The organism is Orlajensenia leifsoniae (assembly GCF_004570845.1).
GTDB lineage: Bacteria > Actinomycetota > Actinomycetes > Actinomycetales > Microbacteriaceae > Orlajensenia > Orlajensenia leifsoniae.
In genome coordinates this window covers 36,740-57,477 of sequence record NZ_SPQZ01000003.1, presented here as the reverse complement: position 1 = coordinate 57,477, position 20,738 = coordinate 36,740, and the positions used below count along the sequence as shown (strand labels likewise).

17 protein-coding genes and 3 tRNA genes are annotated in these 20,738 nt (G+C 68.7%); 12 read left to right on the top strand and 8 right to left on the bottom strand.

The genetic code is table 11. From position 1 onward, the window contains the following. Positions 1–104 precede the first annotated feature (104 nt). On the bottom strand, positions 105–1,457 hold the full coding sequence (locus E4M00_RS08195; RefSeq protein WP_135120032.1) for a transaminase: 1,353 nt from the start codon (positions 1,455–1,457) through the stop codon (positions 105–107). A gap of 95 nt (positions 1,458–1,552) precedes the next feature. Between E4M00_RS08195 and E4M00_RS08190 the strand changes: the two genes are divergently transcribed. After that, complete coding sequence (locus E4M00_RS08190) at positions 1,553–2,551, top strand: alpha/beta hydrolase (protein ID WP_135120031.1); 999 nt, start codon at positions 1,553–1,555, stop codon at positions 2,549–2,551. A 169-nt stretch (positions 2,552–2,720) separates the two neighbouring features. Here E4M00_RS08190 and E4M00_RS08185 read toward each other — a convergent pair whose 3' ends face one another. The 3 genes from E4M00_RS08185 to E4M00_RS08175 form a co-directional block, all read right to left on the bottom strand. Further along, the gene (locus E4M00_RS08185; protein WP_135120030.1) at positions 2,721–3,437 is read right to left on the bottom strand and encodes an NUDIX domain-containing protein; all 717 of its coding nucleotides are present in this window, start codon (positions 3,435–3,437) and stop codon (positions 2,721–2,723) included. 5 nt (positions 3,438–3,442) lie between these two features. Beyond that, the gene (locus E4M00_RS08180; protein ID WP_056169361.1) at positions 3,443–3,931 is read right to left on the bottom strand and encodes a YajQ family cyclic di-GMP-binding protein; all 489 of its coding nucleotides are present in this window, start codon (positions 3,929–3,931) and stop codon (positions 3,443–3,445) included. 159 nt (positions 3,932–4,090) lie between these two features. Then, on the bottom strand, positions 4,091–5,107 hold the full coding sequence (locus E4M00_RS08175) for a LacI family DNA-binding transcriptional regulator (RefSeq protein WP_056169358.1): 1,017 nt from the start codon (positions 5,105–5,107) through the stop codon (positions 4,091–4,093). Positions 5,108–5,365: 258 nt separating this feature from the next. Here E4M00_RS08175 and E4M00_RS08170 point away from each other — a divergent pair. Further along, positions 5,366–5,450 (top strand) — tRNA-Tyr (locus tag E4M00_RS08170). A gap of 47 nt (positions 5,451–5,497) precedes the next feature. Here E4M00_RS08170 and E4M00_RS08165 read toward each other — a convergent pair. Then, a complete protein-coding gene (locus E4M00_RS08165; protein WP_135120029.1) occupies positions 5,498–5,887 on the bottom strand; it encodes a winged helix-turn-helix transcriptional regulator in 390 nt (129 codons plus the stop codon). 120 nt (positions 5,888–6,007) lie between these two features. Between E4M00_RS08165 and E4M00_RS08160 the strand changes: the two genes are divergently transcribed. The 4 genes from E4M00_RS08160 to E4M00_RS08145 all read left to right on the top strand — a co-directional run bounded on the left by E4M00_RS08160 (position 6,008) and on the right by E4M00_RS08145 (position 10,481). Then, entirely contained in the window at positions 6,008–6,865 is an 858-nt protein-coding gene (locus tag E4M00_RS08160) for an SDR family oxidoreductase (RefSeq protein ID WP_135120028.1), read from the top strand. Positions 6,866–6,962: 97 nt separating this feature from the next. Next, positions 6,963–7,778 (top strand): inositol monophosphatase family protein, encoded by an 816-nt coding sequence (locus tag E4M00_RS08155; protein ID WP_135120027.1) that lies wholly within the window; start codon positions 6,963–6,965, stop codon positions 7,776–7,778. A 226-nt stretch (positions 7,779–8,004) separates the two neighbouring features. After that, entirely contained in the window at positions 8,005–9,423 is a 1,419-nt protein-coding gene (locus tag E4M00_RS08150) for a M23 family metallopeptidase (protein WP_135120026.1), read from the top strand. A 149-nt stretch (positions 9,424–9,572) separates the two neighbouring features. Further along, positions 9,573–10,481, top strand: coding sequence for an endonuclease domain-containing protein (locus E4M00_RS08145; protein ID WP_135120025.1), 909 nt, complete (start codon positions 9,573–9,575; stop codon positions 10,479–10,481). A 69-nt stretch (positions 10,482–10,550) separates the two neighbouring features. Here E4M00_RS08145 and E4M00_RS08140 read toward each other — a convergent pair whose 3' ends face one another. After that, positions 10,551–12,380: a glycoside hydrolase family 13 protein gene (locus tag E4M00_RS08140; protein WP_135120024.1), complete on the bottom strand. Its 1,830-nt coding sequence runs from the start codon at positions 12,378–12,380 to the stop codon at positions 10,551–10,553. A gap of 232 nt (positions 12,381–12,612) precedes the next feature. On the opposite strand from E4M00_RS08140, the gene E4M00_RS08135 reads away from it, so the two are divergent. The 6 genes from E4M00_RS08135 to E4M00_RS08110 all read left to right on the top strand — a co-directional run bounded on the left by E4M00_RS08135 (position 12,613) and on the right by E4M00_RS08110 (position 18,938). Continuing rightward, positions 12,613–13,848, top strand: coding sequence for a sugar ABC transporter substrate-binding protein (locus E4M00_RS08135; RefSeq protein ID WP_135120023.1), 1,236 nt, complete (start codon positions 12,613–12,615; stop codon positions 13,846–13,848). Between the two features lie 124 nt (positions 13,849–13,972). After that, positions 13,973–15,592, top strand: a complete 1,620-nt coding sequence (gene malF, locus E4M00_RS08130; RefSeq protein ID WP_135120022.1) for a maltose ABC transporter permease MalF — start codon at positions 13,973–13,975, stop codon at positions 15,590–15,592. Next, on the top strand, positions 15,592–16,578 hold the full coding sequence (locus E4M00_RS08125) for a sugar ABC transporter permease (RefSeq protein WP_135120021.1): 987 nt from the start codon (positions 15,592–15,594) through the stop codon (positions 16,576–16,578). The genes malF and E4M00_RS08125 overlap by 1 nt, the downstream gene beginning before the upstream one ends. 103 nt (positions 16,579–16,681) lie before the next feature. After that, positions 16,682–18,658 carry a glycoside hydrolase family 13 protein gene (locus E4M00_RS08120; protein WP_135120020.1) on the top strand — a complete coding sequence of 659 codons (1,977 nt, stop codon included), beginning with the start codon at positions 16,682–16,684 and terminating at the stop codon, positions 18,656–18,658. A gap of 98 nt (positions 18,659–18,756) precedes the next feature. Next, positions 18,757–18,828, top strand: a tRNA-Thr gene (locus E4M00_RS08115). Positions 18,829–18,864: 36 nt separating this feature from the next. Continuing rightward, a tRNA-Met gene (locus E4M00_RS08110) sits at positions 18,865–18,938 on the top strand. A 158-nt stretch (positions 18,939–19,096) separates the two neighbouring features. Here E4M00_RS08110 and E4M00_RS08105 read toward each other — a convergent pair. Both E4M00_RS08105 and E4M00_RS08100 read right to left on the bottom strand, forming a co-directional pair. Then, the gene (locus E4M00_RS08105; RefSeq protein ID WP_135120019.1) at positions 19,097–20,164 is read right to left on the bottom strand and encodes a hypothetical protein; all 1,068 of its coding nucleotides are present in this window, start codon (positions 20,162–20,164) and stop codon (positions 19,097–19,099) included. A gap of 151 nt (positions 20,165–20,315) precedes the next feature. Beyond that, a complete protein-coding gene (locus E4M00_RS08100) occupies positions 20,316–20,738 on the bottom strand; it encodes a DUF1801 domain-containing protein (protein WP_135120018.1) in 423 nt (140 codons plus the stop codon).

Below are 20,738 nucleotides of genomic sequence, written 5' to 3'. Positions count from 1 at the left end.
ACCCGCTCGCAGAGGCACGGGAGCGAAGCGAGCGCGCCGAAGCGCGATTCCGCCCCGGTCCCTCCGCTTCGGCGGCGACGTCGTCGCTGCGTCTGCGAGCGGGCTCAGGCGACCAGCTCCGCCACGACCTCGCGCAGAGCCGCGTGGTGCGCTGCCACGTCGTCGAGCGACGTCGTCGGGCACATGAGGGCCATGTTGTGGAACGGCGTGAGCAGGATGCCGCGGTTCGCCAGGGCCAGGTGGAGGTAGTCCTCCAGCTCGGGGTCGGCGGCGGCTGCTGCATCCGTTCCGTTCGTCGGATACGGCGTCGCGAAGCGGTACTCGGCCCGCGCCCCCAGCTGGTTGATCGACCACGGCAGCTCGAACTCAGCGATGATCTCGCGTACGCCGTCGGTGAAGGCCGTCGCGGTCGCGATCATGGTCTCGAAGGCGGCATCCGTCAGCACCTCCTCGAGAGTGGCGCGCATCGCTGCGACCGAGAGCGGGGATCCGGCCAGGGTGCCGCCGACCCCGCCCATGTCGACGATGTCGAGGTCGGTGCGGTTCAGGATGCGCTCGGCGAGCTCGGCTGAGAGACCGTAGGCGCCGCTCGGGATGCCGCCGCCGATGGCCTTGCCGATGACGACGACGTCGGGCTCGAGGGCCCACGCCTGGGTGGCCCCGCCGGGCCCGGCCGAGAAGGTGTGCGTCTCGTCGATGATGAGCAGCGCGCCGTGCTCTCGGGTGAGGCGCCGAACGGCGTCGTGGTAGCCGGGCTCGGGAAGTACGATGCCGATGTTGGTGAGCGCCGGTTCGATGAGCACGGCGGCGACGTCGCCGTGGGCCAACTGCCTCTCGAGGCCCTCGATGTCGTTGAACTCGGCGACGCGGCTGGTCTTCGTGACCTTGACCGGAGCTCCGACGTTGCCCGGCCGGTCCATGCCCTTGCCGTCGGGACCGACGACGATCAGCGACTCGTCGACGCTGCCGTGGTAGCAGTAGGAGTGGAACAGGATCTTGCTGCGGCCGGTGATGGCCCGCACGAGGCGGATGGCCCAGCGGTTGGCATCCGTCGCCGTCAGAGCGAAGCTCCAGGCGTCCATGCCGAACCGGCGGGAGAGCTCGGCGCCGACCCACTCGGCATCCGTCGTCGGCATCATCATGGTCATGCCGCCCTGCTCGTAGATGCGGCGGCCGACGGCGTCGACGACAGGAGCAGGGGAGTGGCCCGCCATGGCGCCCGTGTCGCCGAGGGCGAAGTCGAGGTACTCGTTGCCGTCGAGGTCGACCACGCGGTTGCCGCGTGCGCTCTCGACGTAGAGCGGGAACGCGCCCGCCTTCTTGTTCATCCACGTCATGGGCACGCGACCGAACAGATGCCCGGCCTCGGCGTAGGCGGCAGCCGACTTCGGGTTGCGCTCGGCGAACACCGACGCCTCGCGCTCGGTGAGGGTCGCCAGTCGGGCGCGGTCGATCATGCGTGCTCCTTCGCTCGTGAGGGAACTCTACTGTCGGGGCGCGGCACGACGGGGAGGCGCCCCTCCTGGAGTTCCTGCCCTCCTAGAGTGAAGGGGTGGTCAGATCGCACGGATGGCAGCCGGATGTGCTGGGTCGCGGATACGAGCAGCTCACTCTGCCGCTCGCCGACGACTCCGAGGGCGAGGTCGTCGCCACCCTGGTGCGCCGACGCGGCCTGCCCCTGGAACTGCCCGGGCACGGGCCGGCTCACGGCATCGACGTGCTCTACGTGCACGGCTGGTCGGACTACTTCTTCCAGACCCACGTGGCGGACTACTGGCATGAGAAGGGCGCGCGCTTCTTCGCCCTCGACCTGCGCAAGTACGGCCGCAGCCTGCGTCCCCACCAGACGCCGGGTTTCGTGACCGACCTCAATACGTACGACGAGGACATCGAGGCGGCGCTCGCCGCGATGGGCCACTCCGTGCACGACGACCTCGGCGGGCGGTCGCTCGTGCTCATGGGCCACTCGACCGGAGGCCTGACCCTGAGCCTCTGGGCGGCGCGGCATCCGCATCGCACCCGAGGGGTGGTGCTCAACAGCGCCTGGCTCGAGTTCCAGGCCAGCGCCCTCGGCCGGCAGGCCATCGCGCCGCTCACTCGAGCCGAGGCTCGGCTGAATCCGCTCGCGCCGATGCCCAACGTCGACCTCGGCTTCTACACGCGTGCCGTCTCCAAGGCCGCCGGCGACGGCGAGTGGGAGTACGACGACGCCTGGCGCCCCGTGCGCGGCTTCCCGGTGCACCCCGCGTGGCTGAGCGCCATCTTCTCCGGGCAGGCGCGGGTCGCGGCCGGGCTCGACATCCAGGCGCCGGTGCTCTCGATGATGTCGGATCGCTCCACCATCGCCCCCCGCTGGTCGGCGGCCATGCGCTCGAGCGACTCTGTGCTGGTCGTCGACGACATCGCGGCCCGGTCGCTCAGGCTGGGCTCCACCGTCACCGTCGCGCGCATCGCCGGCGCCCTGCATGACGTGATGCTGTCGGCGCCGCCGGCGAGGGAAGCGGCGATGGCCGCGATCACGCGCTGGCTGAGCGGCTACGCGCCGAACTGAGCGTCAACGGGCGTCGGCGGCTTTCCCCGGCCCGCACGCCGTTTCCGGGGGTTGTGCGCCACATCAACTGGCGCAGATCCCCGCGAGATGGCGCGGGGATAGGTGGGCGAGGGGTTACGCGCGGGCAGGTGCGCTGACGGATGCCGCGGGATCAGCCGGATGCCGCCGCTCAGCGGGCGAACGGACCGCGCAGCGCAGCCCACTGCAGCAGCATGATGGTCTTCGCGTCGATGATGTCGTCGCCGATGCGCGCCAGTGCCTCGTCGAAGGGCACCTCGAGCACGGTGATGTCCTCGCCCTCATCGGCGAGCCCGCCGCCGGCAGTGCGATCGGCGTCGTAGGGGGCCGCGTAGAAGTGCAGCTTCTCGGTGACGGAGCCCGGGCTCATGTAGACGTCGAAGACGTGCTCGACGGCGCCGACGCGCACCCCGCTCTCCTCCTCGGCCTCGCGGCGGATGGCGGTCTCGGCGTCATCGTCGTCGAGCAGTCCGCCGACGACCTCGATGAGGTCACCGTCGGGGTGTCCGTTCACGTAGGCCGGATAGCGGAACTGGCTGGTGAGGAGGACGCTGCGCGTCTCCAGGTCGTAGAGCAGGATGCAGGCGCCGTCGCCGCGGTCGTAGGTCTCGCGCTCCTGGGTCGACCAGGTGCCGTCGCCGCGCTGGAAGTCGAAGGTGGTGACCCGGGTCACGTACCAGTTCGAGGTGAGCAGGCGCACGTCGCGCACCCGCACGCGCGGGTTGCCGGTGAGGTCGAGGCCGGCCCTGTCGAGCCCGGTGCGTCCGCGCCGGTCGGGAACGTCGACGCCCGGCTGGCCGGCGCCGGGCTGGCCTGCGTCCGGCTGGCGGCCGCCGGGCGCGCTGGCGCCGGCTGCGGCATTCGTCATCGGACTCAGCGGAAGTTGACGAACTGCAGGGCGACGTCGAGGTCCTTGCCCTTGAGCAGGGCCATGGTGGCCTGCAGGTCGTCGCGGCTCTTCGAGGAGACGCGCAGCTCGTCGCCCTGGATCTGGCTCTTGACGCTCTTCGGCGCCTCGTCGCGGATGATCTTGGACACCTTCTTGGCGTTCTCGCTGTCGATGCCGTTCTTCAGCTCGATCTCGATGCGGAACTCCTTGCCCGAGGGGTACGGCTCACCGGTGTCGAGCGAGCGCAGCGTGATGCCTCGCTTGATGAACTTCGACTCGACGACCTCGAGCACGGCCTTGACGCGCTCGTCGGTGGCGGCCTTCAGCAGGATCTTCTCGCCGCTCCATTCGACCGAGGCGCCGACGTTCTTGAAGTCGTAGCGCTGCTCGACCTCTTTACGCGCCTGGTTGACGGCGTTCTCCGCCTCCATCTTGTCGACCTTGGAAACGATGTCAAACGTGGAATCAGCCATGCTCCCAGCCTACCGATCCAGCCGTCCCTTCCGCTGATCGAGTGGTGCCGACGAAACTCCCGCTGATCGAGTAGTGCCCGACGAAGTCGGCCACGTATCGAGATCAGGCCGACTGTGATCTCGATACGCGTCGCCTGCGGCGGCGCTCCTCGATCAACGCTAGGCCGGCGGACGCGCCGTGCTCGAGCGCACCTTCAGCTCGAACGGCAGCGGCGTCGTGGCCGGCAGTTCGGCGAGCGGCGACGGCGCCAGCTCCTCCATGAGCATCTCGGCGGCCTTCTCGCCCTGACCCCGGGGGAACTGCGCCACCGTGGTGAGGCCGAAGAAGTCCGAGAGGTCGTGGTCGTCGATGCCGACGATCGAGACGTCGCGCGGCACGACCAGGCCGAGGTCGCGGGCCGCGAGGAGCGAGCCCATGGCCATCTCGTCCGACGCGGCGAAGATGGCCGTCGGTCGGTTGTGCGGCACCCCGAGCAGCTGCTTGGCCGCGTGGTACCCGCCCTTGATGGTGAAGTCGGCCGGCGCGAACAATGACGGGTCGATCTCGACTCCGGCATCCGTCAGCGCATGCTCGTAGCCGAGTCGTCGGTTCGTGGGGAGGTGGAAGTCGAGGTCGAACTCGAGGGTGCCGCCGATGTGGGCGATGCGGGTGTGGCCGAGTCCGATGAGGTGCTCGGTGGCCAGGCGTGCGACGGCGGTGTCGTCGACGGTGAGGGTGCGCACGCCCGGGATGGGCCCGCCGACGCCCACGAGGGGCTTCCGCAGAGCGTGCAGGCGCGTGACCTCGCTCTCGGTGAGCTCGAGGGAGATGGCGATCACGGCGTCCACCCGCTGGCGCAGCAGGAAGTGCTCGAACACGCTGTGGCGCTCGTCGCCGTCGCCCGAGAGGTTGTAGAGGGTGAGGTCGTAGCCGTGCCGCAGCAGGGACTGCTGGGCTCCTTCGAGCACCGAGGAGAAGAACCAGCGGTTGAGGAACGGCACGACGACGCCGATGTTGCGGGTGCGACCGGATGCGAGGCTCGAGGCATTGGAGGAGACCACGTAGTCGAGTTCCAGGGCCGCTGCCTCCACCTTGAGGCGGGTGGCAGGGGAGACGTGGGCGTTGCCGCTGAGGGCGCGCGAGACGGTGGCTGTGGAGACCCCGGCCAGCCGGGCGACCTCTTCGATGCCGGCCATGAACGTGCCCTTCGATTCGTCTGCCCGTGAATCCTATCGGCGCGCGACGCGCCCGGCGTGCGCGGGGCGTCGCGCCGTAGGTGCGCCGGTCGGTGGGCCGGTCGCCGTGCAGTCGCCGTGCGGGCCGCCGAGCTGCGCGTCGACCCTGTCTGGTGGGTGCCTGGCCCGCCGCATCCGTCGATTTCACGACTGGCGATCTGCCGAGTATCCTTATGACGCGTCTTCGGTCATGTGGTTGCATGTGGTCGGGTGCGCTTCGGCGAGTTACCCAAGCGGCCAAAGGGATCTGACTGTAAATCAGACTGCTCAGCATTCGGGGGTTCGAATCCCTCACTCGCCACCAACATGAAGGCCCCGTGAATCGGGGCCTTTTCTGTTTCCGGATGCCGCTCAGGCGCGTTGCCGCATCCCGCCGTCCACGATCTCGTCGGCGTTGTCGGCGATCCAGCCCATCAGGGGAATGAGGCGGTCGGCCAGTTCGCGTCCGCGCTCCGTGAGGCTGTAGTCGACGCGCGGCGGGATGACGGCCTGGGCCTCGCGCAGCACGAAGCCGTCGGCCTCCAGCGTGCGCAGGGTCTGCGCCAGCATCTTCTCGCTGATGCCCTCGATGGTGCGCCGGAGCTCGCCCCAGCGCAGGCTGCCGGCCGAGAGGGTGAGCAGCACGAGGACGCCCCACTTGCTCGTCACATGGTCGAGAACAGTGCGGCTGTTGCACGCCGCCGGAAATCGTCCGCCGCTGTAGCCGGGCAGGTCGTCGAGCCGGGGGTCACTTACCGTCATGTGGGTACCTTACCAAAAAGTGGGTACTGCACGGTGGGAAGTAATCCCGTCGGCCTTCCGTTGGCACCCCCGTACGCAGTTCGCAACCTCTGACTTCCTCCCTCGGGAAAGGACCTCATCATGACCATCGTCGTCACCGGAGCCACCGGCCACCTCGGACGCCTCGCCGTCGAATCCCTCCTCGCACGCGGCGTCGCACCCGCCACCATCGTCGCCGGAGGTCGCTCGGTCGAGAAGCTCGCCGACCTCGCCGAGCGCGGAGTGCGCACCGCGCGCATCGACTACACGGATGCCGCGTCCCTCACCGCCGCCTTCGACGGCGCCGACGCCGTGCTCCTCGTCTCGGGCAGCGAGGTCGGCCAGCGCGTCGAGCAGCACCGAAACGCCATCGACGCGGCGGTCGCAGCCGGCGTCGGGCGCATCGTCTACACGAGCGCACCGAAGGCCACGACCTCCCCTCTCGTCCTCGCGCCGGAGCACAAGGCGACCGAGGACCTGCTGCAGGCATCCGGCCTCCCCGTCACGATCCTCCGCAACGGCTGGTACACCGAGAACTACGTCGGGACCGTGACGGATGCCGGCCCCAGTGGCGTCATCGCAGCCTCCGTGGGCGACGGCCGCGTCTCGAGCGCCAGCCGCGCCGACTACGCCGAGGCTGCGGCCGTCGTGCTCACGACCGACGGCCACGAGGGCGTGGTCTACGAGTTGAGCGGCGACGTCGCCTGGAGCTTCGCCGAACTCGCGGAGGCGGCTTCCGAGGTTCTCGGCACTCCGGTGACCTTCCGGTCGCTGAGCCCCGAGGAGCACCTCGCGGCGCTGGCCGCCGCCGGGCTCGACGAGGGCACTGCCGGATTCGTCGTGGCGCTCGACGGCAACATCCGCGACGGACTGCTCGCGGAGACGAGCGGCGACCTCGCGCGTCTCATCGGTCGGCCGACGACGCCGCTCGTCGACGGGCTGCGCACCGCGATCGTCTGATCCCGGTGCGGGTGACGGATGCCGCTCGGCTCGGGGCGGCATCCGTCACCGTCCGTCTCCCGGAGCGGCATCCGTCGCCCGGAGTAGCGTTGCCGTCATGACCGCTGCCGCGAACTCCGACCTGCTCACCCTCGCCCACGACATCGCGACGCAGGCAGGCGCCCTCGCCCTGCAGCGCCGTCGCGAGGGAGTCGACGTCGCCGCCACGAAGTCGGGGCCGACCGACATCGTGACCCAGGCCGATCGCGAGACCGAGGCGCTCATCCGCTCGCTCATTGCCGACGCCCGGCCGAACGACGGCTTCTTCGGCGAGGAATCGGATGCCTCGGGCGGGTCGAGCGGCCTCACCTGGGTCGTCGACCCCATCGACGGCACCGTCAACTTCCTCTACGGGCTGCCGGCCTGGGCTGTGAGCGTCGCCGTCGTGGAGGGCGACCCCGACCCGGCGACCTGGAACGCGCTCGCCGGGGTCGTCGTCGGCCCTGCGGCGGGCGAGACCTACCGCGCGAGCGCCGGGGGAGGAGCGTGGCTCGGCGACACCCGCCTCGCGGTCAACCAGGGCGTGGAGCTGCCCTACGCACTTGTGGCCACGGGCTTCTCCTATTCGTCGGAGACGCGCGCGGCGCAGGCCGAGATCCTGCGCACGATCCTGCCGAGAGTGCGCGACATCCGACGCATCGGCTCGGCGGCGCTCGATCTGAGCTACCTCGCGGCTGGTCGACTCGACGTCCACTTCGAGCGCGGGCTCAATCCCTGGGACCACGCCGCCGGCGGCCTGATCGCGCGCGAAGCCGGGGCGAAAGTGGGCGGAGTCGGCGGCGCAGCCGAGAGCACGGCCATGACCATCGCGGCTGAACCGGCTCTTTTCGACGCTTTCGAGGGCCTGCTGATCGAGGCCGGATACACGGCCTGATCGGCGCTGTTCCTCCCCACCCACGACGACGGAACCAGTGTGAACACCGGGTGTACCTGTACGGGCGCACAGGTGGCGGCGGTTATGATCGTTTGTGACTCTTGTGGGGGTGATTCCACTCATATACATAGAGTTTTCAGGTGGGCTTCGTTAGCCTTTACCAATCCGTTACCGGTATCCCCTGACCGGTGGCGCCCCGTTCCATCCTGTGCCGAAGGTAACCGTTTTGCGTCATGACCCCCTGACTCCAGCCTCGTCTGGCGTTGGAGGGTCCCCGGATGCAGGCCTCACCCGGCGCGAGATCCGTGAACGCGAGCGTGCCCTCGAGCTCGCTGCGGCACTGTCCGCACCCGAGTCCTCCGCCGCCTCGCAGCCCGTCGTGGCCGAGAGCCCGGCCGCCGAGAGCCCTGCCGCGGAGAGCCCTGCCGCCGAGGTCGAGTCGGACGTCTTCGAGATTCCGGTGCCGGCCGACGTCCCCTCCGTTTCCCGCGCCGCTGACGACGCCTTCCTCGCACTGCTGAATCCCGAGGGCGTCACTGCTCCGGATGCCGCTCCCGAGGCTGCCGCTGCCACCGCTTCAGATCCTGCTGTCGCTCTCGCTGGCGCTTCTGCTCCCGCTGCGGACGACGCGCCCTTCGACGACGCATCGGCCACCCCGTCGACTGCAGTCCTCCCCGCCATCGTTCCCGCCACGTCGGTTCCCGGCCGTGATCGTGCTGCACTCCGTGTCGAACTTCCCGCGGCAGATCTCCCGCCTGCTCCCGCCCAGCCGTCGTCACGGCGGGAGGCGCGCAGCACCGTCGCCGACGACGTCACCGCACCTTCGCGGGGCCGACGAGCCGCTCCGGTGCGCTCGCTGCCCGAGCGTGCGGGAGTTCCCACGGCTCCGATCCCCGTCCCGGCTCAGACATCCGTCACCCGTCGCGTCTCGCGTCACCTCGCCGCGAAGGGGATGGCCGGCCTCGCGATCGTCGTCGTCGCCCTCCTCGCCGTCGCCACCTCGACTCCGGCCAACGCGCTGCTCTCGGCTGCCGACGTGCAGCAGGCAGCGGCCATCGCCGCCGCCACGGGCACCGACAGCGGAGTCGCGCAGACCGTCACCGTGGGCGATGACGTGTCGGCCTATGCCGTGCAGCGCGACGGCTACGACACCTCGACCGTGGCCCAGGTCGCCGCGGAGAGCGGCATCCGCCTCGAGGCATCGTTCACCAACGACCCCAACGGAACCGTGCAGTGGCCGTTCCGCGTCGGAGTGCACATCGGCGACCAGTTCGGTGCCCGCGACTGCGCCGGCTGCTCGAGCGACCACCACGGCCAGGACTTCAACCCCGGCCTCGGCGCACCCATCCAGGCCATCGCCGACGGCGTCGTCAGCTACGCCGAAGACGGCGACGGAGACCTCGGCGTGCACATGATGATCGACCACGTCATCAACGGCCAGGTCGTCACCAGCGTCTACGCGCACATGATCCACGGTTCGATGCTCTTCAAGGAGGGCGACACCGTGAAGGTGGGCGACGTCATCGGCAAGACCGGCGACACGGGCATGTCGACCGGCCCGCACCTGCACTTCGAGATCCGTCTCGGCGGCAAGACCGGTCCGTGGACCGACCCGCTCGAGTGGCTCTACGCGAACGTCAACTGACGCGCCTCCTCCCGCAGCTGACTCATATGCAGGATGAGCTGGGTTCCACTCTCTCCACAGCCTCGAAACGGCTGTGGTCCTGCATCTGATCGATCCACAGATCTTCGAATCCGGACCCGCACGGATGCCGCAGCCGCGACGCTGGCGGCATGGATGACCTACTCGGACTCGTCGCCCGCGTCGGGGGAGCCGCCAGCCACCGCACGCTCGACAGCTTCGGAGTTCCACGCTCCGTCGTTCTCACCGCTGTCAGACAAGGTGCTCTGACGCGCGTCCGGGATGGATGGTTCTCGCTCCCGGGCACTGCGGAGGAGATCACGTGCGCGGTGCGCGTGGGAGGCACCTTGACGGGCGCATCCGTCGCCCAGTCGTTCGGCCTCTGGACTCTTCGCGACGACAGGCTGCACGTCAGAGTGAAGCGAACCGCGAGCCGGCTGGCCTCACCTCTGGACCGGAGACAACGGCTTGATGCAGAAGCGCACCGGGTCTGCGTGCACTACAGCACTCGTGCCGGCCTCGACCTCTGCAGGGACTCTCTGCAGGTCGCCTTGGTCGAGATGTTTCGTTGCGGAGACGTCCGGTCTGCTCTGGTGGCGCTGGACTCGGCACTCAACAGGCGGCTGATCACACGCGCGGACCTCGCGGAGATGCGCCAACACGTACCGATCTCCAAGCGGTGGGCGTTCGACCAGGCCGACCCATCGGCGGACTCCGGACTCGAGACTCTGGTGAGGCTCCTCCTTCGCAGCAATGCGGTTCGACATCGCACGCAGGTGTACATTCCCGGCGCTGGTCGAGTCGACATCCTCATCGGCGACAGGCTCGTCTTGGAGCTCGATGGTGAGCAGTTCCACACCGGCGAGGCCTTCGAGGAGGATCGACGCCGCGACTTCGCGCTGATGATGCGGGGCTACCTCGTCTTGAGGCTCAGCTACAAGATGATCATGACGCGCTGGGACGAGATCGCAGGAGCGATCCTCGAGTTGGTGCGCCGGGATGAGCATCGATGGGGCAGCGTCCGTCCCCGAGGGCCGATCGCCTACTCATATGCAGGATGAGCTCGGTTTCGAGGGCCCAGGAGGCCTGAAACCGAGCTCATCCTGCATATGGAGCAGGAAGGTGCAGGGTCAGGCGGCGAGCCAGACCGTCGTGTCGGCCGGGAGGGTGCGGCCGGTGAGGGGCGCGCTGCTCAGCAGCACCTCGCCGGCGGGCAGCTCCACTGGAGCGGTGCCGGTGTTGGCGACGACGGTGACCGACCCGTTGCGCACGACCAGCACGTCGGCGTCCGCAGCATCAGCATCAGCCGCGGCATCAGCACCAGCCGCAGCACCGGCGCCAGCGCCAGCCGCGCCGGAAGCAGCGCCGGACTCACCCCACACGAGCGAGCCCGAGGCGAGCGCGTACGTGCGACGCAACCGCAGGGCGCGCTTGTAGAGCTCGAGCGTCGATCCCTCGACGCCGGCCTGCTGGTCGCGGGCGAACTGCGCCCACGCGGCCGGCTGCGGGAGCCAGGACGCTGTCGTCGGGCCGAAGCCGTAGGACGGACCGCCGGTCTCCCACGGGATGGGCACGCGGCATCCGTCTCGTCCGTAGCGTTCGCCGTTCGTGCGGAACCAGGTGGGGTCCTCGCGGGCGTCGTCGGGCAGGTCGATGACCTCCGGGAGGCCGAGCTCCTCGCCCTGGTACAGGTAGGCGGAACCCGGGAGCGCGAGCATGAGCGCCGTCGCGGCGCGCGCCCGGCGCAGGCCGACCTCGGGATCGGGGAGACCGACGGTCTTCGGGCCGATTCCGTGGCCCTGCAGGTTCTCGGCGGTGAGCGCGAGGCGCGAGGCGTGGCGCACCACGTCGTGGTTGGAGAGCACCCACGTCGACGGGGCGCCGACGGCCGCGAAGGCCTCGAGCGACTCGTCGATGACCGAGCGGAGGGCCGCGGCATCCCACGGTGTCTCGAGGTAGGCGAAGTTGAAGGCCTGGTGCATCTCATCCGGACGCACCCAATCGGCCATGCGCGACAGCGGATCGACCCAGGCCTCGGCCGCGAGGATGCGCTCGCCGGGGTAGGTGTCGAGGAGCTCGCGCCAGTCGCGGTAGATGTCGTGCACGCCGTCCTGGCCCCAGTACGGCGGCAGGTCGGGCAGCTCGGTGCTGATGGCCGGCTCGAGCGTGGCTGTGCCGCCGCCCATGCTGCCGGTACCCTCGGCGGGCGTGTAGTCGGGCAGGCCGGTCTTCTTCACCATGCCGTGGGCCACGTCGACCCGGAAGCCGTCGACTCCGCGGTCGAGCCAGAACCGCAGGATGTCGCGGAACTGCTCGCGCACCCAGGGGTCGTCCCAGTTGAGGTCGGGCTGCGAGGAGTCGAAGAGGTGCAGGTACCACTGGCCGGGGGTTCCGTCGGGCTCGGTCACGCGGGTCCAGGCGGCCCCGCCGAACACGGACTCCCAGTTGTTGGGCGGCAGCTCGCCGTTCTCGCCCAGGCCATCGCGGAACATGTAGTGCTCGCGCTCCACGCTGCCGGCCGGAGACGCGAGGGCGGCCTGGAACCAGACGTGGTCGCTCGACGAGTGGTTGGGGACGAGGTCGACGATCACACGGATGCCGAGGGCGTGCGCGGCGTCCTTCATCACGTCGAAGTCGGTCAGGGTTCCGAAGAGCGGGTCGATGTCGCAGTAATCGGCGACGTCGTAGCCGGCGTCGCGCTGAGGCGAGGTGTAGAACGGCGAGAGCCAGATCGCGTCGACACCGAGGTCGGCGAGCGCCGGGAGTCGGTGGGTGATGCCGGCCAGATCGCCCATGCCGTCACCGTTCGCGTCGGCGAAGGAACGCGGGTAGATCTGGTAGATGACGGCGGTTCTCCACCATTCCGAGGCCGGATTCGTGGAAGCGGATGCGGCCTCGGACGCGTCGCCGACGGCGGCCGCGGGGCTCGCCTCGGCGGCCACGGTCTTCTCAGTGCTCATGGCGACACCATACGCGAAATCGGCGAAATGCAAGCGATTGCATGTTTCGGGCAGGTATCAGAGGTCACAACCCCGTATCGGTTCTCCTTGCGCAGTTTGGCGTTACCCGTCCGAGCGGGTATACATGTAATCGCTTGCATTTCTGCAGGCGAGTCGAGAGAACGACCTTTCGCGCCTCCCGCGGGTGAAGGATTTCTCTCCACATCAGCGTTCATAACGAGAGGCGACACCAATGATGGTGAAGAAGAAGGGTCTTGTGGGGCTCGGAGCCGTAGCGCTCACGGCCGCCGTGGTTCTGTCGGGTTGCTCGGCCAGCACCGGCGGTTCCGACGACACGAAGGCCAGCGGCAGCACCAGCTCCCTGACCGTGTGGGTGGACTCCGAGCGCGTTGACGCGCTGAAGGGTGCAGCCGCTGAGTACAGCGAGAAGACCGGCATCGACGTGAAGCTCGTCGGCAAGGACACGTCGACCATCAAGGACGACTTCATCCAGCAGGTTCCGACCGGCAAGGGCCCCGACATCGTCATGGGCGCCCACGACTGGCTCGGTGAGCTCTCGACCAACGGTGTCGTCGCTCCGCTCGAGCTCGGCGACGCCGCAGCCGACTACCTCCCCGTCGCCATCGACGCCTCGACTTACGAGGGCACGACCTACCTCCTGCCCTACGCCGTCGAGAACATCGCGATGCTGCGCAACGCCGACCTCGTCGCCGAGCCGGCCACGAGCTTCGACGACATGATCGCCAAGGGCAAGGCCGCCGGCCTCACCCAGCCGTTCGTCGTGCAGCAGGGCGCCGAGGGCGACCCGTACCACCTCTACCCGTTCCAGACCGCGTTCGGTGCTCCCGTCTTCGGCTCCGGAGCCGAGGGCTACGACCCCACCGACCTCCAGCTCGGCAACGCCGGCGGCGAGCAGTTCGCCACCTGGCTCGGCAGCCAGGGCAAGAACGGCACCGGCGCCTTCAACACCGACATCGACGGTGACATCGCCAAGCAGGCCTTCCTCGACGGCACGGCCGCCTTCTGGCTGACCGGCCCGTGGAACGTGGGCGCGGCGACGGATGCCGGCATCAACGTCGCCATCGACCCGATCCCGAGCCCCACCGACCAGGCCGCACAGCCGTTCGCCGGTGTGAAGGGCTTCTTCATGAGCGCCGAGTCGAAGAACAAGGTCGCCGCGACCGACTTCCTCGTCAACTACATCGGCACCGAGGCCGTGCAGCTCGAGCTGTTCAAGGCCGGCAACGTGCTGCCCGCCCTCACGGCCGCAGCCGAGGCTGCATCCGAGGACCCGATCATCAAGGGCTTCGAGACCGTCGGCGCTGACGCCGTTCCGATGCCGGCCATCCCGGCCATGGGTTCGGTCTGGCAGTACTGGGGCATCGCCGAGGCTGCGATCATCAACGGCGCAGACCCCGTCACGACCTGGCAGAAGCTGGCCAGCGACGTGCAGGCCGCCATCAAGTAACACGACCCATCGACCCGGTGCGGATGCCGACGGCATCCGCACCGGGTTTCGGTGTTCGTCGGGCGACGTTGACGAGGCGTAGAGCCGACGATGCGAACCCCGGGCGACGAGAACGAGGATGTACATGAGCACCATCACCGATGACGTCGAGGCCGGCTCCACCCCGCCGCCGACGAGGAACCAGAAGCGAGCCGCTCGCGTCGCCGAGGCGGCATCCGTCGGCACGAAGATGCTTCTGCTGAAGATCGTGCTGCTCGGTGTGGTCGATGCGATCGCGCTGTACGCCCTCTTCGTGCTGGTCGGGCATGAGCAGTGGCTCGTGGCGGCGATCGTCGTCGTCGTCACCGCCCTGTTCAACTGGATCTACTTCTCGCCGCGCAAGCTGCCGGCCAAGTACCTGGCACCGGGCGTGCTGTTCCTCGTCGTCTTCCAGATCTTCACGCTGGTCTACACCGGCTACGTGGCGTTCACGAACTACGGCACCGGCCACAACGGTACGCAGGAACAGGCCATCGACTCGCTCATGAGCTCTGCCCTGGTGCGCGTTCCCGACTCGGCCACCTACGACGTCACCGTCATCGACGAGGCCGGACAGCTCGGCCTGCTCGTCACAGCCCCCGACGGCACCGTCAGCGTCGGCAACAACGAGACCCCGCTGCACGAGGTGTCGGATGCGACGGTCGAGGGGGGACTCGCCGTGGCCATCCCCAACGCCACGAGTCTGGACTTCGCCCAGGTGATCGAGCGCACCGATGAGATCACCGAGCTCTCCGTGCCGTTCTCCGAGGATCCGAACGACGGGGCGCTGCGCACCCAGGACGGCCGCTCGGCCTACCTCTACACCTCGTCGCTCGAGTACGACGAGGCCGCTGACACCATGACCGATACCGAGACCGGCATCGTCTACTCGAACACCGGTACCGGAGCGTTCACCGCCGAGGACGGCTCCGAACTGCTGCCCGGCTGGCAGGTGAACGTGGGCTTCGACAACTTCGTGCGCGCCTTCACCGACTCCAGCATCCGTGGTCCGCTCATCTACGTCACCATCTGGACGTTCGTCTTCGCGATCCTGTCGGTGGCCACGACATTCTTCCTCGGCCTGTTCCTCGCGATCGTCTTCAACGACCCGCGGATGAAGGGACGCAAGTACTACAGGGTCATCATGATCCTGCCCTACGCCTTCCCGGCGTTCCTCACCGCTCTCGTCTGGTCGGGCATGATGAACGAGAGCTTCGGCTTCATCAACCAGGTGATCTTCGGCGGGGCCGAGATACCGTGGCTCACCGATCCGACCCTGGCGAAGGTGTCGATCCTGATCGTGAACCTCTGGCTCGGCTTCCCGTACATGTTCCTCGTGTGCACGGGTGCACTGCAGGCCATTCCCGAAGACATCACCGAGGCCGCGACGGTCGACGGCGCCAGACCCTGGGCGATCTTCAGGCTCATCAAGCTGCCGCTGCTGCTCGTGACGTTGACGCCCCTGCTCATCGCGTCGTTCGCGTTCAACTTCAACAACTTCAACCTGATCTACCTGCTCACCAACGGTGGTCCGCGAGACGCCAACGCGCCGATCCCCGTCGGATTCACCGACATCCTCATCTCGATGGTCTACAAGGTCGCCTTCACCGGCCAGACGCGTGACTACGGCCTGGCCAGCGCCTTCGCGATCATCATCTTCATCATCGTGGCGGTCATCGCCATCGTCAGTTTCCGCAAGACCAAGGCGCTGGAGGATCTCAACTGATGAACGCGCAGAAGCCGGTGCCCGGCACCAATGTCGGCCTCACCGAGGCCCTGATCCTCGAGGCCGATGCCGCGGCCCAGAACCCGACGCCGCCCCCGCACCTGCGTGGACCCGCCGACAGGCGTCGCCCGTTCAACTTCGGCCGCTGGTTCGGTGCGACGGGCTGGCGCCACCTGGTCGGCGTGATCGTGAGCGTCTTCGCGTTGTTCCCGCTCGTCTTCGTGCTGTCGGCCTCGCTGAACCCGAAGGGCACTCTGACCGGCTCGAACGCCCTGTTCTCGAAGTTCGGGCTCGACAGCTACGCGCGCATCCTCACCGACCCGCAGGTCCCGTACCTGCCCTGGTACTGGAACACCATCATCATCGCGAGCATCACCGCCATCGCGACGGTGTTCCTCGGAGCCCTCGCCGCCTACTCGTTCTCGCGGATGCGGTTCACGGGCCGCCGCTTCGGGCTCGTGACCATCGTCGTCGTGCAGATGTTCCCGCAGATGCTGGCCGTCGTCGCGATCTTCCTGCTGCTGAACGCGATCGGCGATCTCTTCCCGGCGATCGGCCTCAACACCCACATCGGCCTCATCATGGTCTACCTGGGCGGCGCCCTCGGCGTGAACACCTTCCTCATGTACGGGTTCTTCAACACCATTCCCGCCTCGATCGATGAGGCGGCGAAGATCGACGGAGCCGGCCACGCGCGCATCTTCTTCACGATCATCCTGCGGCTGGTCGCGCCGATCCTCGCGGTGGTCGCGTTGCTGTCGTTCATCGCCACCTTCGGCGACTACGTGATCGCGAGCGTGGTGCTCATCGACCCCGACAAGCAGACCCTCGCCGTCGGGCTCGTGAAGCTGGTCTCCAACCCGCGCTACGCGGACTGGAGCGCCTTCTCGGCCGGGGCGATCATGGCCGCCGTGCCCGTCGTGGTGCTGTTCCTGCTGCTGCAGCGCTACATCGTGGGCGGGCTGACCGCCGGCGCCGTCAAGTAACGAGCCATGTGCAGGATGAGAGAGGTTTCGCTCCCCGTAGGGGACGTGAAACCTCTCTCATCCTGCACACCTGCCCGTAACATCCGGGCGATACCGTCGACGAATGGATGACGCCGTGCCTCTCACCCACCTGCCGCACCACGACGGATCTCCGCTGTATATAGAGGAGCAGCATCCGTCGCTCGGACAGGATCTGGTGATGCGGATGCGCGTGCCCCACACCTTCGGGGCCGTCGCAAGCGTGCACGTGAGGTCGAACCCCAACCGCGAGCCGCGCTTCGCCGAGGCCGCCCTGGTGGCGAGTGCCGACGGCTGGGACTGGTGGCAGGCCACCGTCGAGGTCGAGAATCCGGTGCACCACTACCGCTGGCTGATCGTCACGGACGATGGCCGTCAGCACTGGCTCAACGCCCGCGGCCTCTCGCAGGTCGAGACCCTCGACAGCGAGGACTTCCGCATCGCGGCAGGCGCGGACGCCCCCGACTGGGCCGCCGAGAGCGTGCTCTACCAGGTGTTCCCCGATCGCTTCGCGCGGTCGGATGCCGCAGACTCGCGCGAGACGCCGGACTGGGCCATCGCCGCAGCGTGGGGCGACCCCGTCGACACCAGGCCGCCCGGACGCTCGAAGCAGTTCTACGGCGGCGACCTCGACGGAGTCCGCAGCAAGCTGGACCACCTGGTTGGCCTCGGCGTCAACCTGCTCTACCTGACCCCGGTCTTCCCCGGACGCTCGAACCACCGCTACGACGCCACCAGCTTCGCCGAGGTCGACGACCTGCTCGGCGGAGACGCGGCGCTGGTACGTCTGGTGGAGGCCGCGCACGCTCGCGGCATCCGGGTGATCGGCGATCTCACCTCGAACCACTCCGGCGACGGTCACGAGTGGTTCGCCTCGGCCCTCGCCGACGCCGATTCCGATGAGGCGGCGTTCTACTACTGGCTCGACAGTGTGCAGGCCGAGCTCGCCCCCGATGAGTCGGCGTCGGCGGCGGATGCCGTCGATGCCAGCTACGCGGTGACGGATGCCGCCCCCGCCGCGGCGCCTCGACGGTCGTACGTCTCGTGGTTGGGAGTGCCCAGCCTGCCGAAGTTCAACTGGAACTCCGAGGTGCTGCGCCGCCGATTCATCGAGGGCGAGGAGTCCGTCGTCGCGCGCTGGCTGCAGCCTCCGTTCAACCTCGACGGCTGGCGCATCGACGTCGCGAACATGACGGGCCGGTACCTCGACGAGGACCACAATGCCGAGGTGCGCCGCATCATCCGCCGCACCATGACCGAGGTGAACCCGGACACCATCCTGCTCGGGGAGTCGACCAACGACGCCGCCGGCGACTTCCAGGGCGACGCGTGGCACGGCGCCATGACCTACGCGAACTTCACGCGTCCGTTGTGGTCGTGGCTGCTGGTCCCGGGCAACACGGCCTTCGGCGGCCTGGGCTTCGCTCTGGGCATGGTGCCCGACTTCACCGGGCAGCAGTTCGTCGAGGCTCACACGCAGTTCGCGGCCGGCTTCCCGTGGCGCACCCGGCTCGGAGCCATGAACGCGCTCGACACCCACGACACCCCGCGCTTCGCCACCTCGGCACGGCCCGGCGTGACTCCGGTGGCGCTCGGCCTCTCGGTGACGCTGCCCGGCATACCCGTCGTCTTCGCGGGCGACGAGTTCGGACTCACGGGCGAAGACGGCGAGGCGTCGCGCACGCCCATGCCGTGGAGCACGACGGGTGAAGCCGAGGTGGCGTCGCGCATCGACCTCTACGCGTCGCTCATCGGCCTGCGGCGCGCGCACCTCGCCCTCTCGACGGGCAGCATGCGCTGGCTGCACGTGGGCGAGGACGTGCTCGTCTACGCGCGGGAGTCCGCGTCGGAGACCGTGCTCTGCGTCGCTGCGCGCGCCGACTACGACGTCGCCCTGCCCACGACGGCGCTTGCGGGGGCGGATGCCGCAACGCCGGCGTTCGGCGACGGCCGGCTGGCGGCATCCGTCGACGGCATCAGCCTGCAGGGGAGCGGCCCGTCGTTCTCGGCGTGGGTGCTGCCGGGAGTGACTGCGGCTGTGTCGGCGGTGTCGGAGGTGTAGCCCTCCGCGGGGTGCCTCGCGGTCAGAGAGGCGCTCTGCGGATGCTATTCTCTACTGGTGCCAAAAACGTGGCGCGCTCCCGAGCGCCCCACACTTTGGCCCCCTTAGCTCATTGGTAGAGCACTTCCTTGGTAAGGAAGAGGTAGTGGGTCCGATTCCCACAGGGGGCTCAGACTCTCGACGTGAAGTGTGCGTCGAAGGTCCGCGGCGGGGTAGCTCAGGTGGTTAGAGCACACGGCTCATAATCGTGGTGTCGCGGGTTCAAGTCCCGCTCCCGCTACAACAAGAGGCTCGTTCGACGAGCCCGTTCCCTCCTTCGGATGCCGCTCGGTCGGCGCTTCGAGCGGTCGCTCTGCTTGGTCCTCGGCGAGCGGATGCTCGAGCTTCCGCTCGCACGGCGCTTTGGCACGTCTTCCGCGGGCTGGGTCAGTGTCGTCGTCAGAGGCCCCAGTACCAGGTGGACGCCGACCCTCTCGAGTTGCTCGCCACCAGCATCACCGTCACGTAGAGCCATGAACCGTCTGCCGGGCACGTGCGCGGGATTCCCACTGATCCCGATGATCCCTGCCCAGAGGCGAGCAGGACGAAGCCGTCGGTCGCTTGCGCGGAGACGTCCGTGTACGCGTAGTAGATGTCGACCGTGTTGCCCTCTCGCGCCTCCCAGCCGAAGTCGAGCGCGATGACCTGGCTGGCCGACGGCTGCCCGCAGTCCTCCCCGGTGTACACCGGATCCATCCCGATGATTCCGGGGTCGTAGGCGTCGGCGCCGGATACTGGGGGTGGATCTCCGGCGATCGGGGAACCGGGTGCCTCGTGCTCCGTGGCGTCAGCCGCGGCCTGGGCATCTGCCGCGGCCTGTGCGTCAGCGGCAGCTTGGGCGTCGGCCGCAGCCTGGCCCGTCGCCTGGGATGCGGTGACGGCGTCCGCGGCCGTCTTCACCAGGACGAGCGCCGCCTTGATGTCTGTGGCGTTCGCGAGGTCGGCGAGTGCCTTCCCGAGTGCGTCAGTCGACGCCTGCTCGGCGAGCGGGCTGGCGGAGATGAGAGCGTCGGCCTGGGTGCGGGCACTGGCTACGAGGTCGTCGAGCGCGGCGGCGACGGCGTCCATGGCCGCGGCCACCTCCTCGGCGTCGCCGTTCGCGATCGCCACGGCGAGTCTCACGCGGGCGGCTTCGAACGCGGCCACCGCATCAGGACTGACCGCTGCCGCGAGCGAGACGCTGAACCCCACGAACCCGACGTTGTACTCGCCCGCCGTGTCCTTGGCGACCGCGAGCGCCTCTGCCGCCTCAGTCGAGGCCTTCCTCTCGGCGGCGACCTCCCCCGCCGAGAGCTCGAGGGCGACCTGTCGATCGTGCTGATCGACGGCGAAGGCGACGGCGGGGACCGTGGCCCCGCAGAGCACGAGCATCGCGACGACGGTGATGGCGGCGACCCTGGCCGCCTTCGGGAGCCGGGCGAATCGGCTGAGGGTCGTGGCTGCCAGGGCGGACGGTCGTCGGAGCATGGGATCGAGCCTCGCACTTGCCGCCCACTCAGGCTCGCCCGGATGCCGCCCCAGAACGGGCCACATGTGGAGTGCGGGTCAGCTCGGTCGGCGCTTCGAGCGGTCGCTTCGCTCGGCCCTCAGCGAGCGGAGTCAGCCGCCCGGCGTCGGATCACTCGGGCGCCGGCTGCCCGTCGCGCGCGCGGAGCTTGTACGTGTCGCTCGTGAGCGTCGTGTACGACTCGGTGATGATCTGCTCGAGCACGCCGATGTCGATGGCCGAGAGGTCGCGGATGTAGAGGCATCCGACGCCCGAGGTGTGCGGTCCCAGTTGCGCCAACTGCTCGGTGTACCGGCCGATGCCGTCGGTCAGGTAGATCGACATGGCAGCCTTGCGGGGCGCGAAGCCCGCTGCGGCGACGTCGCCCTCTCGGCCGCTGTCGTACGTGTAGTGGTAACTGCCGAAGCCGATGATGGTGCCGGACAGCACGGCCGGCTCGCCGGTGACCCTCGTGTAGAGGCCGAGCAGGGTCTCGGCATCGGCTCGCCTCCGGGCGGAGGGGACGGCCGCGATGAAGTCTCCGACCTCGCTCAT

Excerpts from the sequence above, each read along its gene's own strand:
- E4M00_RS08195 (WP_135120032.1), bottom strand. The coding sequence starts at position 1,457 with ATGATCGACCGCGCCCGACTGGCGACCCTCACCGAGCGCGAGGCGTCG.
- E4M00_RS08185 (WP_135120030.1), bottom strand. The coding sequence starts at position 3,437 with ATGACGAATGCCGCAGCCGGCGCCAGCGCGCCCGGCGGCCGCCAGCCG.
- E4M00_RS08180 (WP_056169361.1), bottom strand. The coding sequence starts at position 3,931 with ATGGCTGATTCCACGTTTGACATCGTTTCCAAGGTCGACAAGATGGAG.
- E4M00_RS08175 (WP_056169358.1), bottom strand. The coding sequence starts at position 5,107 with ATGGCCGGCATCGAAGAGGTCGCCCGGCTGGCCGGGGTCTCCACAGCC.
- E4M00_RS08165 (WP_135120029.1), bottom strand. The coding sequence starts at position 5,887 with ATGACGGTAAGTGACCCCCGGCTCGACGACCTGCCCGGCTACAGCGGC.
- E4M00_RS08160 (WP_135120028.1), top strand. The coding sequence starts at position 6,008 with ATGACCATCGTCGTCACCGGAGCCACCGGCCACCTCGGACGCCTCGCC.
- E4M00_RS08155 (WP_135120027.1), top strand. The coding sequence starts at position 6,963 with ATGACCGCTGCCGCGAACTCCGACCTGCTCACCCTCGCCCACGACATC.
- E4M00_RS08145 (WP_135120025.1), top strand. The coding sequence starts at position 9,573 with ATGGATGACCTACTCGGACTCGTCGCCCGCGTCGGGGGAGCCGCCAGC.
- E4M00_RS08140 (WP_135120024.1), bottom strand. The coding sequence starts at position 12,380 with ATGAGCACTGAGAAGACCGTGGCCGCCGAGGCGAGCCCCGCGGCCGCC.
- E4M00_RS08135 (WP_135120023.1), top strand. The coding sequence starts at position 12,613 with ATGATGGTGAAGAAGAAGGGTCTTGTGGGGCTCGGAGCCGTAGCGCTC.
- malF (WP_135120022.1), top strand. The coding sequence starts at position 13,973 with ATGAGCACCATCACCGATGACGTCGAGGCCGGCTCCACCCCGCCGCCG.
- E4M00_RS08125 (WP_135120021.1), top strand. The coding sequence starts at position 15,592 with ATGAACGCGCAGAAGCCGGTGCCCGGCACCAATGTCGGCCTCACCGAG.
- E4M00_RS08120 (WP_135120020.1), top strand. The coding sequence starts at position 16,682 with ATGGATGACGCCGTGCCTCTCACCCACCTGCCGCACCACGACGGATCT.
- E4M00_RS08105 (WP_135120019.1), bottom strand. The coding sequence starts at position 20,164 with ATGCTCCGACGACCGTCCGCCCTGGCAGCCACGACCCTCAGCCGATTC.
- E4M00_RS08100 (WP_135120018.1), bottom strand. The coding sequence starts at position 20,738 with ATGAGCGAGGTCGGAGACTTCATCGCGGCCGTCCCCTCCGCCCGGAGG.